This window comes from Devosia psychrophila, from assembly GCF_000971275.1.
Classification (GTDB): domain Bacteria; phylum Pseudomonadota; class Alphaproteobacteria; order Rhizobiales; family Devosiaceae; genus Devosia; species Devosia psychrophila.
Genome location: NZ_LAPV01000093.1, coordinates 82,703 through 97,438, shown reverse-complemented (window position 1 = coordinate 97,438; position 14,736 = coordinate 82,703). Strand labels below are relative to the sequence as shown.

Annotated in this window: 11 protein-coding genes and 1 tRNA gene; 8 read left to right on the top strand and 4 right to left on the bottom strand. The window is 62.6% G+C overall.

What is annotated here, in order from left to right; translation table 11 throughout:
• Positions 1-38: 38 nt before the first annotated feature.
• A complete protein-coding gene (locus WH91_RS09165) occupies positions 39-1,085 on the bottom strand; it encodes an extracellular solute-binding protein (RefSeq protein WP_046170696.1) in 1,047 nt (348 codons plus the stop codon).
• 219 nt (positions 1,086-1,304) lie between these two features.
• Positions 1,305-4,055 carry a sensor histidine kinase gene (locus WH91_RS09160; protein WP_046170695.1) on the bottom strand — a complete coding sequence of 917 codons (2,751 nt, stop codon included), beginning with the start codon at positions 4,053-4,055 and terminating at the stop codon, positions 1,305-1,307.
• A 274-nt stretch (positions 4,056-4,329) separates the two neighbouring features.
• On the opposite strand from WH91_RS09160, the gene WH91_RS09155 reads away from it, so the two are divergent.
• Positions 4,330-4,406: transfer RNA gene (locus WH91_RS09155), tRNA-His, on the top strand.
• A 16-nt stretch (positions 4,407-4,422) separates the two neighbouring features.
• Here the strand turns inward: WH91_RS09155 and WH91_RS09150 are convergent.
• The gene (locus tag WH91_RS09150; protein WP_158409540.1) at positions 4,423-6,411 is read right to left on the bottom strand and encodes a TadE/TadG family type IV pilus assembly protein; all 1,989 of its coding nucleotides are present in this window, start codon (positions 6,409-6,411) and stop codon (positions 4,423-4,425) included.
• A 63-nt stretch (positions 6,412-6,474) separates the two neighbouring features.
• Positions 6,475-7,152 carry a L,D-transpeptidase gene (locus WH91_RS09145; protein WP_082102080.1) on the bottom strand — a complete coding sequence of 226 codons (678 nt, stop codon included), beginning with the start codon at positions 7,150-7,152 and terminating at the stop codon, positions 6,475-6,477.
• A gap of 91 nt (positions 7,153-7,243) precedes the next feature.
• On the opposite strand from WH91_RS09145, the gene WH91_RS09140 reads away from it, so the two are divergent.
• From WH91_RS09140 to WH91_RS09110, 7 genes are all read left to right on the top strand, one after another.
• A complete protein-coding gene (locus WH91_RS09140; RefSeq protein ID WP_046170694.1) occupies positions 7,244-7,867 on the top strand; it encodes a DNA-3-methyladenine glycosylase I in 624 nt (207 codons plus the stop codon).
• A gap of 646 nt (positions 7,868-8,513) precedes the next feature.
• Positions 8,514-8,777 (top strand): hypothetical protein, encoded by a 264-nt coding sequence (locus tag WH91_RS09135; protein ID WP_046170693.1) that lies wholly within the window; start codon positions 8,514-8,516, stop codon positions 8,775-8,777.
• Between the two features lie 442 nt (positions 8,778-9,219).
• Positions 9,220-10,716 (top strand): histidine--tRNA ligase, encoded by a 1,497-nt coding sequence (hisS, locus tag WH91_RS09130; protein WP_046170692.1) that lies wholly within the window; start codon positions 9,220-9,222, stop codon positions 10,714-10,716.
• Positions 10,717-10,918: 202 nt separating this feature from the next.
• Positions 10,919-11,983 carry an ATP phosphoribosyltransferase regulatory subunit gene (locus tag WH91_RS09125; protein ID WP_046170691.1) on the top strand — a complete coding sequence of 355 codons (1,065 nt, stop codon included), beginning with the start codon at positions 10,919-10,921 and terminating at the stop codon, positions 11,981-11,983.
• Positions 11,984-12,035: 52 nt separating this feature from the next.
• Positions 12,036-12,743, top strand: a complete 708-nt coding sequence (hisG, locus tag WH91_RS09120) for an ATP phosphoribosyltransferase (RefSeq protein ID WP_046170690.1) — start codon at positions 12,036-12,038, stop codon at positions 12,741-12,743.
• Positions 12,744-12,761: 18 nt separating this feature from the next.
• The gene (locus tag WH91_RS09115) at positions 12,762-13,952 is read left to right on the top strand and encodes a glycosyltransferase family 2 protein (protein WP_046170689.1); all 1,191 of its coding nucleotides are present in this window, start codon (positions 12,762-12,764) and stop codon (positions 13,950-13,952) included.
• Positions 13,953-13,955: 3 nt separating this feature from the next.
• A complete protein-coding gene (locus tag WH91_RS09110; RefSeq protein ID WP_046170688.1) occupies positions 13,956-14,705 on the top strand; it encodes a TSUP family transporter in 750 nt (249 codons plus the stop codon).
• Positions 14,706-14,736: the final 31 nt, after the last annotated feature.

The window sequence follows — 14,736 nt, the reverse complement described above, 5'->3', positions numbered from 1 at the left end:
GGCAGGTTAGGTGGGGGTATTCTTGCTTGAATCTACCCTTACTTCTGCGCACCCTCATTGAACTTGATCTCATCGACCAGCGCCGCAGCCTCTGCCCGATGCGCCGCAACCTCCACCAGCGGCGTGGTCGCAGCCTTGAGAACACCCCACGACTGGGTCAACTCAGCCGGAGCCACCGATGCGACGACCGGGAACTCATAGTTGGTGTCGGCATAGATCGCCTGGGCCTCGTCCGACAGCAGGAAGGCGATCAGCGCATTGGCGTTTTCAGCGTTCGGCGCATGCTTGGCGATAAAGCCGCCAGCGACGTTGACCTGCGTGCCAGCACCTTCAGCATCGGGATAGATGATGCGCGCCGAAGCGGCCCAGTCCTTCTGCTCCGGCTCGGCGTCGTTGTTCAGCATCACACCCATGTAGTAGGTGTTGGTGATCGACAGGTCGCAGGTACCGGCCAGGATGTTCTTGACACCTTCGCGGTCGCCGCCGGTCGGCGCATAAGCCAGGTTGTCGCGTACGGCCGTCAGCCATGTGCGCGTAGCGTCGAGGCCATTGGCAGCGATGCGCTGGGCAACAAGGCCGATATTGTAGGGATGATCCCCGGGACGGGTGCACAGGCGGCCTTTCCATTCGGGGCCGGCAATGTCGTCATAGGTCAGCGCTGTCGCATCGACGCGGTCCTTCGATACGTAGAACACCCGGGCACGCAGCGAGAGCGCCGTCCAGTTGGCATTATCGTCGCGGAATTCCGCGGGCACGCGCTCTGCCAGTACCGGCGTGGTGATCGGCTGGGTCAGGCCCTGCTCTTCGGCCCCAACGAGATTGCCGATATCGACCGTCAGCACGACGTCGACGGGAGACAGTTCGCCTTCGGCAGCAACGCGCTCCAGCAGGCCATCGCCGGCGTAAAGCACATTGGCCTTGATGCCGGTTTCGGCGCTGAAGCCGTCCAGCAGCGGCTGCAACAGGCTCTGCTCGCGATAGCTGTAGATGTTGACTTCGCCGCTCTGGGCAAAGGCCGGCATGGCAAGGCCGCAGAGGGCAACTGAACCCAGAAGGGTCAGTGCGAGGCGCTTGGTCGTGATCATGTCAGGTCTCCCGTTATAGACGGGGTTCAAGGTCCCGCCGTACTGCGATCCTTGTCGGTGACCAGCCATCAACCGTCAATAATGCTAAATGATATCAATGCTTTGCAGTCTGGAATGGTTCAAAAGACTACGGCTGAAGTCGAACAAAAACAGTCTATTAGCGGACTGGCACCATCAACTTTTAAAGCTGCGACAAATAGCAGCGCGCAGTTCTTTGGATTATTCCCCGACGTCCGGTGTTGCCGGCTCTTCCACCAGGTTTGCCGGTATGAGCATGGTGAACAACATGCCCTGCTCGCCGGCGGGATCGACGGAAAGCGAGAAGGCATTCACTGCCAGCAGCGAGCGCGTCAATGCGAGGCCAATGCTTGAGCGCACCGGCACCATCACCTGGCCATTGCGGCCCATGCCGTCACGAAACACCACGAAGCGTTCGGCCATGTCGACGGCATTGCTTGAGCTGTCACGGACATGCACGGCAATGTCGCCATTATCCTCGCGCTGCGCCGAAATGACCACGCCGCCGCCGGTCGGCGTCTGGTCGATGGCGCTGGCCAACAGGTTGAGGACCGCCTGTGCCAGCGACGCACGATCCGCCGTCACCCGTGGCAGGTTCTCGGAAATGGCATTGCGCACGATGACGCGGGCGCCGCTCGCCTGCTGGCGAATGCGCAGCACGCAGCTTTCGAGCAGGCTGGTCAGCTCGATACTGGCGCGCTGCGGCAGGTAGCGCCCCTCGCGCAGGCGCGCATAGTCATCCAGCTCGTCCACCAGCGCGGCAATTTCTTGGCCCGCCGTTGTAATATCCTGCGCATAGGTCTCGTAGCGCTCGTTCTGCAAGGCGCCAAATGCCTCCGAACGGATCAGGTCGGCAAAACCGATAATGGTGTTGAGCGGACGACGAACCCCGCGACTGATTCGCGCCAGCAGCGCCGGATCGGTGTCTGCAGGTGCCGCTAGCCGGACGGGAGCCGCTTCCCGCGGCCGGATGAAACCGAAATAGCCGGTGATTACACCCGCCTGTCCCTGGGCAAACAGCGCAATATCGGCCGTGCCGGATGTCGAGCGCAGGGTCAGGCTCGGTCTCGCCGTCTCGGCAAAGCGGGCCGGGCGCTCGAGGAATGCCCGCAGCTCCGCCCCCTGCGCGCCGGCAACCAGTGCCGACAATGGCTTGCCCTCCAGCATGCCCTGTTCACGCAGCAAGTTTGGGCTGTTGAGGGTAACTGCGCTGATCACGCCGGTCCGGGTCGCTTCGAAAAAACCATCGCCGCGCAGCTCGGCGAACGACCGCGCAAAGGCGGCAACGGCCGCTTCATGCCCGGTCCGCACTTCCGTCGTGCTGGCCGATAGCATCAGGGCAGGCTTACCCTGCCAGGAAATCGACTGCAGCCGCGCCGTCACCGGCACCAGCGTTCCATCGCGCTGCACCAGGTGGTTGATCGGACCGGCACTCTCGCCGCCCTCGGGGCCGGCGGCCGGAAACACTGCGGCAAGGCCCGCGGCGCGCAGGCTCTCCACCGAGCCATAGCCCACCATTTCGGTGATGGCGCGATTGGCAAACAACACCTGCTGGTCGCGAAATACCAGAATGCCCAGCGGCAACCGGTTCAGCACCAGCGTTTCGCCACCCAGGTTTATCAGGGCCCCGGTGCGTGTTGTCTCGCCTTGTACGGCGGGCGCTGGCGCAACAGTCGCCGGCTCGCCAACCCGGTCGGTGAGGATGCGCGCCAGCTCGTCGAAATTGTAGCGCGAAACACGCTCAACGGTGTCCGGATCAGCCGGCTCAGCAGACGTTTCCGTAAACCCCTGCACATCAGTCTGTTCGCCGTCCGCGTCGTCGGAGGCCGGCTCGTCAATGCTCTCTAGCGCGACCAGATTTTCCAGGTCAGCTTCTGCGTCGGTAACGTCCAACACCCTGCCGTCGCTATCAGCCGCATCGGCCACGACGTCGTGGCCCGTGTCGTCGAGTCGGGCAGGGACCTCTGAACCGGCTGGCGGGGCGTCGTCATCTTCAGTCAGCGGCGTGAACAGGTTCTCGTCCGCGGCCAGTCGGTCCACCAGCAGGCCCAAACGGCTCGATCTTGGTGCTTCTTCCGCGGTGTCAGCGGCCGGCGCCGCGTCCACGGCCTCGATTTGCATCGGCTCTTCGACGGAATCAGCGCTCGCTTGAGCCTCCTCAGCCTCCTCTGCCGCGTCATTGCTCACCAATGCCAGGGCTGCAGTGCCGTCGCGCTCCGCGTCGCGCCAGTTCTGCAATTCTTGCTCATAAGCCGTCTCGTCGGTCACGGTCGGGCGATCGCCCAGAGCCTCGTCAACCGACTGCTCCGGCTCATCCAAAGCGTCCTGCGCCGCAGCAACTTCATCGTCCGCCGTCATCACCGGCGCGATAGGCTCGCTATCAGCTTCTGGCGCTGGCCCATCCACCGGCTCGTCGCGGTACAGCTCCGGCGATTCTATCTTTGCATCGACGAATGGCGCCGCTTCGACCGTCGCCGCATCGTCCTGCAAGGCGGGGGCTTCCGCTACGATCTCGCCTTGGCTTGCAGCCGCCGTAGCGAAGATCGCCGAAGCCGCCGCATCCGGTTCCTCACGGGCCGCGTTCAGAATCTCGGGCGCAATCGGATCGACGCCAACCACCAGCAGCACCGTCTGTCCGTCCTGCCAGATTAATGGCGTCGTGGCGCAGGTGCTCGACGCTGGTTTGTCACCGGCGATGAACTGGATGCGCGCCAGACTGGTCCGCCCGGTCGAGCCGAGGCGGATGTTACGGGCGATCTGCCCCTTGATCGGTGCGGCTGGCGGCGCCGGCTTCAGTCCATGCTTTTTCAGCTTGGCCAAAAACAGCGGTGCGGCGTCGTTCTGCCATAGCAGCGAAAGGCCGTCCCGCGACCACAGCCAGGCCGGGCGCGAGTCTGCGGCATGCTGAAGCACGCGGCGGGCGCTTGGCGATGTGATCCAGTCGGCATTCATCAACGCTTAAACTCTCCGGCCCGGATGCAGGGACAAAGCGTACCATTACGGCACATTTTCTCCGGCAATCTTAAGGGTTCTTCAATATAGGGTGGGGTTGGACCGGTCCAGTGCGCTACCGAGCCTAGCCGGCTCCTTCCTCAAGGATGGTTAAGCCGCCCGCGATGACAAATCCGTCATGACAGGCAAAATCACCGCTTGTCATCCCGGAATTCTCGACCTATGTTCCGCCCGCTTTCGGGACGAGCTTTCGGTCATCCCTCGCAGAGCATTTGCCGCCTTAGCTCAGTTGGTTAGAGCGCTAGATTGTGGATCTAGAGGTCCTCGGTTCGATCCCGAGAGGTGGTACCATTTCCCCCGGCAAACGTTACTTTGTAACGCGCAGATACGACAGGTTCTCGCCTATCTTGGCGAATGCCGCCGACAGGTCGGCACCCGTGGTTGCCTCGAATGCATAGGTCGAGTCGGTAGCGCAGTTGGCCATGATGTCTTTGGCCGCCTGGATATCGCCCACGTCGAACGCCACTGTGTAGACGCGGATTGATGGGTCGGCCGCTTTCATGGCAGCGCATAGTTTCTTGGCCTGAGCGAAAGCATCGCCATTGACCGGGTCGCAGTTGATTTTGGTGTTTTCATCACCGCTGCCGCTCCCTGAAATCTGGCTGATCACGCCGTTGCAATAGGAGGTGTTGAACGCGCCGTCCGTCATCAGGACCACGGCGCGCAGCACGTTCTTCTCGGTCTTTGGCGCTGGCTGGCTGGCCGCGGGCCAAGGGCCGTTGAAGTTTGGCGAGACCATGTACCAGCCCCAGGCAATGCCCAAATGTCCCGCCGTCGATCCCGTCGCGGGCAGGCTACTGGCCAGTGCGTGCAGCACCGTCTTGTTCGTAGTCAGCGGCTGGATAACCACATTTGGGCAAGGATTGTATGTGGTAGGATAGTTTCGACCGATCAGCGTGGTGGCGGGCGAGGAATCGTTCAGACCGTTGGTCGTGCGCTCTGTCGTACAGGTACTTATCGACTGCACGCGCCAGCGGGCATTGACTGGATTGGAGCTGGCGTAGCGGTTTTGGTAAAGATAATACTCGCATCCGGCGATGACGCATCCAGCCGAACCGCCGCTCGAATAAGTCCCGTAATCTTTGCCATTGGTCCTGGGCGTGCCCGGGAGAACAAAAGTGTTCTGCGCAACGGCGCCGACTTTCCAGACCAAAAATCTGAATTCGCCATCGGCCGGATTGTTGTTGATCCAGTTATAGGACGTGCTGTCGGTGCCAGGATACTGGTTGTAGGTGTCGTAATTTGAATTCGGCGAATAGGTCGGCATGCCATTGACGCCTGCGACCACGGCATTGGCCCCAGTGGTCAGCCCATGATTGACCGAAGCCACAACCAATTCGCATGTCGACACGAGGCATTTGGTTGCGCGGCCAGTGTTACCGGTGTGTTTACTGTAGCCGCTCGTACCATTAATGCTCTTGAGCTCAAACGTGTCATTAGTCTTGTTGATGACCTCATAGATTTTGTTGTTGAGCTCCGTCATGCCACTGACGTTGTTGATGTACACGAAGTTTCCGTCCAAGAACCCATGTGCTGTTGCCGAAATGGTAATCGGGTTGGTTCTGCTCGCTCCGCTAATAACCTTCTCGGTCCCCGTCGACCAGGTGATATTGGTGATTGGCGTCGGCGCAGTCACCGCGCCCCGAATGCTCGGCGCCCAGGTGCTGCCGACATTGACGCCCATCGAATAGGGAATGATGGCCATCTTGGAGTAGCTGGGCGTCTGGTCGTCCTTGACCACCAGGTCGATCAACTGGCCAAGCGAGCGCTCCAGCGCGGCGATCTTGGTCTCTGTCTGCCCGCCGCTGCCGGCCTTGGGCACGGTATCGTTCATCGAGCCGGTGATGTCGACGGCGACGGCCACTTCGACATCCATCGAGCCGCGCTTCACTTCTGACTGGATCCGCGCACTAAGAGTTTTCACCCCAACCATGCTGACAAAAGTGGTGTTCACCGTCATTTGAGCAGTGAAATAAAGCGAGCCCTCTGTCGTGTTGATGATCGTATCATCAATTTTCACCAGCCCGACCTGGCCAACGCGGTCGTCCACCAGCGCCTGCGCATCCGCCTGGATCTGGGTCTTATTGGGCGTGGTGACAAGAATGCGGGAATGCAATGCCAGCGCCGCTGCGTCGAGCGCCATCTGGCTTCGGCTGCGCGTTTGTTCCAGAGACACATAGTCAACGACGGCGCCGCCGAGCGCGATCAAGACCACGGCCATCAAGCCAAACAGCACGGCGAACACGCCACTTTCGTCACGACCGAAGCGGCGGAGCAGGGAGGAGAAACGTGACATCGACAGGGCACCCATAGGTTCTTGGCCCCGCTGCGGGGCCGACCTCAATCTGGCCGAAAATCCTTAGGAAAGGACGACCACCTTGGTGTTAAGTTTTACGCGTTCATAGAGATCGATCACGTCGGCATTGGTCATGCGGATGCAGCCCGACGACACATTCTGCCCGATGCTCCACGGCTCGGTGGTGCCGTGGATACGATACAGCGTCGAGCCGATATACAGCGCCCGCGCGCCCAGTGGATTTTCTGGCCCGCCCACCATGTGGCGCGGCAGCTCCGGCCGGCGCCGCAGCATTTCGGCCGGCGGCGTCCAGCCCGGCCATTCGGCCTTGCGCGTTACTTTGTGCGTGCCGCTCCATTCGAAGCCCGATTTGGCGACACCGATGCCGTAGCGCAGCGCCCGCCCGTCGCCGAGCACGAAATACAGGAAATGCGCCCGCGTATCGACCACGAGGGTGCCGCTGCGTTCGCTGGTCGGGTATTGCACCACCTGGCGCAAAAACACCGGGTTGACCTGGGTATTGGCCTGCAATTGCAGGGCATTGCGCGGCTTGTGCTGCACGATGGTGACGCCCGGCGGGGGCGCAAAGCGCCAGCCCGGCTGCAGGCCCTGCGCCGTCGCCGGCAACACGCCCGAAAGCGCCATCAGCAAGGCCAGCAGTCCCGCGCCGGCCGTCTTCATCCCGATCATGACAGTATCACCCGTGGTTTCCGGAAGTCCGGCTTGCGCGAATACTGCCATGCAACGCCCAACATGCAGTGAATCGGCATGGTTAAACCATTGATGGATGTGATGGTTAGCGGATCGCTAAAGCCTCGGCTATCGTCGCGCCATGTCCACTGAGTCGCCCCAAGACGGTCTGCCGCGCTGCCCCTGGGCCGGCGATGACACTCTGTATCGCCACTACCACGATCGCGAATGGGGCCGCCCGGTCACCTCCGATACGCGGCTGTTCGAGAAAATCTGTCTCGAAGGTTTCCAGTCCGGCCTCAGCTGGATCACCATCCTGCGCAAGCGCGAACGTTTTCGCGCCGTGTTCCACGGCTTCGATATTCCCAAGGTGGCCGCCATGGCCGAGGCCGATATCGAGGTGCTTTTGCAAGATGCCGGCATCATCCGCCATCGCGGCAAGATCGTCGCCACCATCAACAACGCCGGCCGCGCTCTCGAACTGCAACAGGAGTTCGGCTCGCTCGCCGCCTATTTCTGGTCCTTCGAGACCATGCCCGAGCATCGGCCAACCGACCTGAGCTGGGAAAGCCTGCGCCAGCTCGCCCACACCGACGCCTCGCTGAGCCTCAGCAAGGACCTGCGCAAACGCGGCTTCAAATTCGTCGGCCCCACCACCTGCTACGCCTTCATGCAGGCCATGGGCCTCGTCAACGACCACATGGACGGATGTTTCTGCCGCGACGAAGTCGAAGCCGAACGGGCTTCGCTGGCAAGACCGCGATAGCGCGCTGACCGCTCAGTCGACACCCTCCCTCTCGCGGGGAGGGTCAGGCAGGGGGCGTTTGGCCCCGATATTCCCGTCGAGCGACATCACCCCCCTTTCTCCCTCGGGCTCGGCCCGAAGGCCCCTCCCGCCCACGCTGCGAGCGATCCTCGGATCAAGTCCGAGGAAAAAGACCGTGGTGGATGGCACAAAGCTGCGACCAACCAACCGCCAAGCTCGATGAACACCGACTTGGCAGCCAGCGCCTCCTCCCCTGAATGAGGGTGGGGTGCTGTCTAGGCACAGAACCTCAAGCAACACCCCCTGTGACTTTCCCGCCACACTCCAACCCCGCCTGCGTCAACCTGCCACATCCACGCTTGCGCCTCACGAAACCGCGAGCTACACAAAAACGGTCCACAAACGCCAACCCAAGGGAGGCACCGCATGACAGTCATGTTCAAACTCCTCCATGGGCTAACCATGCGACATTACCGCCAGGCCTGATTGCCTCGCCGTTTCGTCGCCCGGCACTTCGGTGCCCCGGACACTCCTGGCTCCAAAACCGTGACGTGCTGAAACCGGGTCGTTCGTCGCCCCGATTCCAACCATCCATCATCCCTACCAACAGAGGCCGGTCCGCGTCTTGGCGCGCCCGGAAACCATCATGTCCTACGATAGCCTTCCCCAGGGCAGCGTTGTGCTGCGTCTTGAATTCTCCATCGCCGATGCCGTGCACCAGCGTGGGCTGCTGCCCGTCCTCGGCTCCGCCATTGCCGCCTGGTGGAACCGCCCGCGGCTGCCGGCAAACATACCCGCCCGCCTGCGGGCCGATATCGGCCTGCCCCCGGAAGCAGAAACTGCCCACTGGCTCGATATCCCATCGAGCAGCCCACAGGTCCCATCACTGTTTTGGAGGCCGGGCATCTAGCGTCAGGGAGGGCCGGGAGAAATCCCGGTCTTCCCTACCGGTCAAACTTATCCCCGTGCACAATTTCTCATGCACAATGCCCCGATCTTCCGGGATACAGGCGGCGCTGCAGCGACCGGTGTCCGGAGTGACAGTTGGGAGGGTGAGAGTCGCGTCTCTGCCCTGGGCTGAGCGGAGGTGACAATCGGGCGGGCGCTACGGCAAACGCTGGGGTCACGATCCGCCTTCCGACAAAGTCCCAACGCCCCGAGACGGTTCTCGTCTCACTATTTTTACTACTCTAGAGGCGGTTTCCGTCTCGGGGCCCGCCTGTTCTCATCCTGCTGGCTAAAGCCACGCGGGAGCACCGGCGCAACTGTTGTTTCCAACCCGCCGATCCGCTACGAACGCCTCATTATTCCGAAACGCATAATATGCGCAGATATTCGCTGGAAGCGCTTCCATGACCGAAAAGACCAAGCTGATCGCCCCGCGCCTGCCGCGTGGGTTCGAAGACCGCACGCCGGGCGAAATCGCCGCCGTGGGCGCGATGATCGACAAGATCAAGGCGGTCTACGAGCGCTATGGCTTCGACCCGGTCGAAACCCCGCTGCTTGAATATACCGAGACCCTCGGCAAGTTCCTGCCCGATACCGATCGGCCCAATGCCGGCGTGTTCTCGCTGCAGGACGACGACGAGCAGTGGATGAGCCTGCGCTACGATCTGACAGCGCCGCTGGCCCGCTATTTCGCCGCCAATTTCGAAACCCTGCCCAAGCCGTTTCGCTCCTACCGCCAGGGCTACGTCTTCCGCAACGAAAAGCCCGGCCCCGGCCGTTTCCGCCAGTTCATGCAGTTCGACGCCGACACCGTCGGCGCCGCCGGCCCCGAAGCTGACGCCGAAATGTGCATGATGATGGCTGATGTGATGGATGCGCTGGGACTGGCGGGAAAATACGTCGTCAAGGTCAACAACCGGAAGGTGTTGGATGGCGTATTGGAAGCCGCCGGTGCAGTGGGCGCTGAACAGAAACTTGCCGCACTGCGGGCAATCGATAAGTTTGACAAGTTTGGGGCAGAAGGAGTCAGTCTGCTGTTGGGCGCCGGCCGCAAGGACGAAAGCGGTGACTTCACCAAAGGCGCGGGTCTAAATCAAAGCGGCATCGATACGGTTTGGGGCTATCTGGACGCGGCGCAGCACTATGACCTTGATGGCGGTAAACGAACTGCAGACAATAGAAGTACAGTGCTCGGCTGGAGAGACATTCTTGGCTCCAGTCAGATTGGCACGGATGGTGTCGCTGAGCTTTTGACTATCGCTGATAGCATTGAGGTCAGCGGATACGCAGACCGCATTCAGATTACCCCAGAAGTCGTCCGTGGCCTCGAATATTATACCGGCCCGGTGTTCGAGATCGAACTGACCTTCAAGGTGCAGAACGAAAAGGGCCAGGACGTCGTGTTCGGCTCGGTCGGCGGCGGTGGCCGTTATGATGGCCTCGTCTCCCGTTTCCGCCGCGAACCCGTGCCGGCAACCGGCTTCTCCATCGGCGTCTCGCGCCTCGCCAATGCACTCAAGCTCACCGGCAATCTCGGCGCCTCCGAACCCACCGGCCCGGTCGTCGTGCTGGTGATGGATAAGGACCAGATGGCCGGCTATCAGGCCATGGTTTCCGAACTGCGCAAGGCTGGCATTCGCGCCGAAATGTTCCTCGGCAACACCAAGAACTTCGGCAAGCAGGTCGCCTATGCCGACAAGCGCAACTCGCCCATCGTCATTATCGAGGGCAGCCAGGAACGCGCCGACGGCAAGGTTCAGGTCAAGGACCTGATCGCCGGCAAGCAGGCCGCCGAAGGCATCACCGACAACGCCGAATGGAAAGCCGCCCGCCCCGGCCAGTTCGAAATCAACCGCCAAGACCTCGTCGCCGAAGTCCAGAAACTGCTGAGCGAGCAATGATGGTCGCTGGAAAACTCTCAGCGTGGGAGAGAACCCCCACCCTTGATCCCTCCCCACAAGGGGGAGGGAGACGCGTGGCGATGGCTCAGCATTCCCTCGATGGTTCAGCCCAGTTCTCCCTCCCCCTTGTGGGGAGGGTGGCCCCGAAGGGGTCGGGTGGGGGTGTCTCGCTTCTGCTGCTGCGCTGTGGGGCAACGTTACCATGACCAACGCCGCTTTCCGCCGCACCCAGCTCGATGCCCTCGTCGAAGCCCAGGGCGCCACCCGCGCCACGCCGCCATTGCTGCTCTCGGCCGATCCGTACTTCGACCTCGCCGGCGAAGAATTCGGCCGCCGCCTGCTGCTGACCACCGACACAACCGGCGCCGAATATTGCCTGCGGCCCGATTTTACCCTGCCCATCGTCACCGCCTACATCGCCGATGGCGTCGGCAAACCCGCGGCCTTCTCCTACATGGGCCCAATCTTTCGCCAACGCGAAAACGGCCCCGCCGAGTTCGACCAGGCCGGTATCGAACTGCTGGCCCAGCCCGATGGCGACGTCGCCCTCGACCAGGTGCTGACCTTCGCTCGCGCAGCCCTCTCCATCTTCGGCGTCGCACCGGACATTCGCCTCGGCGGTGTTGCCCTGTTCGAATCCCTGCTGGTGCAGGCCGACATGCCCGACGCCTGGCGCCCGCGCATCCGCAATCGCTTTGGCCATACCGAGGCGCTCGACCGTCTGCTGGCCCGTCTCGAAGCCGCCCCCGACGTGCAGCGCCAACAGCAGCCGAGCCGCGCCGAACTCGTGGACACCGTCACCGAGCAGATGGTCGCCTCCGGCCTCAGCCTGTCCGAAGGCCGCACCCCCGACGAGATCGCCGGCCGCTATCTCGAGCAACAGGCCCTCGACGCCGCCCATGTTCCCGCATCGACGCTGAAACTGCTGCGCGACTACCTCGCCATTTCCGGCCCGGTGCTGCAGGCGCTGACCCAGGTTGAAGCCCTCGCCAGCCGGCATCGCCTGATGCTCGGCTCGCCCATTCGTGCCATCCGTCGTCACCTAAATGGCCTCGGCGAATGCCGCGTCAGTTTCGACGCCAGCTTCTCGCCGCGCCTCGATTATTACACCGGCATCGTCTTCGAAATGACCGGCCCCAATGGCGAAGTGCTCGCCTCCGGCGGTCAATATGATCGCCTGCTCGAACGCCTTGGCGCCGCCGCGCCCATCGCGGCCTCAGGCTGCTCGGTCTGGGTCGATCGCCTCGAAGCGGAGGTTTCCCCATGAGCCCGAAAAGTGATTGCCGGTTTTCGGACCAGCTCATGCGAGGAAAAGAGTCATGAGCGGCATTACCCTCGCCGTCCCGTCCAAGGGTCGTCTCGAAGAGCTCACCCGTGACTGGTTCGCCAGCAAGGGCCTCACCATCACCCGCCCCGGCGGCGCCCGGTCCTATCTTGGCGCCATCGACGGCATGCCCGAAATCACAGTGCGCTTCTTCCCGGCTTCCGAGATCGCCCGCGAGTTGATCCGTGGCAATATCGATCTCGGCGTCACCGGCCTCGACCTGATCCACGAAACCAGCGAGAGCGGCCCGGCCAGCGTATCGGTGGCCAGCAAGCTCGGCTTCGGCAATGCCGATGTCGTCGTGGCCGTGCCCGAAGCCTGGATCGACGTCACCCATATGCACGATCTGGCCGACGTCGCATCGGACTTCCGCAGCCGCCACGGCCGCTGGATGCGCATCGCCACCAAATATATCACCGTGACCCGCCAGCATTTTGCCAAGGCCGGCATTGCCGAATATCGCACCGTTGAAAGCCTCGGCGCTACCGAAGCGGCGCCCGCTTCCGGCGTGGCCGATATCGTCGTCGATATCACCACCACCGGCTCGACACTGGCCGCCAATGGCCTGCGCGTGCTGGAAGACGGCGTCATGCTGCAAAGCGAAGCCTGCCTGATCGTCTCGCGCACGGCGGCATTCGCGCCCCAACGCAAGGCGCAACTGGATGCGGTGCTGTCGCGACTAGGGACGACGGCCGGGTTTTGATACCGGCGAGGGGTTGAGATGGGTATCGACGAACTGGAACTGACCATATTGATGCCCTGCCTCAACGAGGCCGAGACCCTGGCGACCTGCATCGTCAAGGCGCGGAGCTATCTCGACCGCAGCGGCATTGCCGGTGAAATCGTCATTGCGGACAACGGCTCGACCGATGGCTCCCAGCAGATCGCGCAGCATCTCGGCGCACGGGTTATCCCGGTCTCCGAGCGTGGCTATGGCGCAGCGATTGCCGGTGGTGTCGACGCGGCGCGCGGTCGCTACGTCATCATGGCCGATGCCGACGACAGCTACGATTTCGCCAATCTCGATGCCTTCATTGCCCAATTGCGTGGTGGCGCCGATCTCGTCATGGGCAACCGCTTCAAGGGCGGTATCGCCCCCGGCGCCATGCCCTGGCACCATCGCTATATCGGCAATCCCATTTTGAGCGCCGTTGGCCGCCGCTTCTTCCGTACCCCCATCGGTGACTTCCACTGTGGCCTGCGCGGCTTCTCGCGCGCTGCGTTCCTCGGGCTCAACCTGCGCACGACCGGCATGGAATTCGCGTCCGAAATGGTCGTCAAGGCAACCTTGGCGCATCTCGACTTGCGTGAGGTGCCAACCACGCTCGCCAAGGACGGCCGCTCGCGCCCGCCACATCTGCGCTCCTTCCGCGACGGCTGGCGCCACCTGCGCTTCCTGCTGCTGTTCTCGCCGCGCTGGCTGTTCCTCTACCCCGGCATTACGCTGCTAGCGGTGGGCCTCGTCGTCGGCGCCCTGCTGCTGCCCGGTCCATTGACCATCGGCAGGGTCTCCTTCGACATCCATACATTCCTCGTCGCCGCGCTCTGCATCATCGTCGGCCTGCAGTCGATTTCCTTCGCCATCATCGGCCGCCGCTTCGCCTCGCGCTATGGCTTTATCCCCCGCTCCGGGCACTATGACAAACTGCTCGAGGCCCTGACGCTGGAGCGCATCCTGCTCGCCTCTATCGCCCTCATGCTGCTCGGCATTGGCGCTCTTGTTTGGGGACTGGGCGAGTGGGCGGCCCGCGATTACGGCGATCTCAATCCCAGCACCACCATGCGCCCGGTCATCCTCGCCCTGACCGCCCTCGTTTCAGGGTTCCAGATGATGATGAGCGGCTTCATGTCCTCGATGATCAACATCCCAATCTACGAACGGCGCATCGCTGACACGCCGAAGGCCGACTGATCCATGCTCGACCCTCTCGTTCTCCTGGCCCTCGCAGCCGTCGGCTTGCTGGCCGGTTTTGTCGACGCAATTGCCGGTGGCGGCGGCATGATCGCGCTGCCGGCGCTACTCTCGGTGGGATTGCCCCCGGTGTCGGCGCTGGCGACCAACAAGCTGCAATCGGTGTTCGGCACCGGCATGGCCGCCATCACCTATTGGCGGCGTGGCTTCGTTTCGCTCAAGGCGCTGGTCCCCTCGATCGCGCTGACCTATGCCGGCGCCCTGATCGGCGCTGTAGTCGTCAAGCAGATCGACGTCAGCCTGCTTGACGTGGTCGTGCCGGTGGCGCTGATCGGCATCGCCGTCTATTTCCTGTTTGCACCCAATCTCTCCGACGCCGACAAGGCGGCTCGCCTGCCATTCGGTCTGTTCGTGCCGCTCATGGGATTTGCCATCGGCTTTTACGATGGCATCTTCGGTCCCGGCACCGGCTCGTTCCTCACCATAGGCTTCGTCATGCTGTTCGGCCTGGCGCTCACCCGCGCCTCGGGCAATACCAAGATCCTCAACCTCGTCTCGAACCTGGCTGCTCTGACCATCTTCATTCCGGCCGGTGACGTCGTCTGGCCCGCGGCCATCGCCATGGCGGTCGGGCAGGTGGTGGGTGGTTATGTAGGCGCCCGCACCGGCATTCGCTATGGTGCAAAGATCATCCGCCCCGTCGTGGTCGTGGTGTCGATCGCGCTGGCTCTGCGGTTGTTGTTTTTCAAGTAACAAGGCAGGGGCGCTGCCGCCCCTGCGGTGA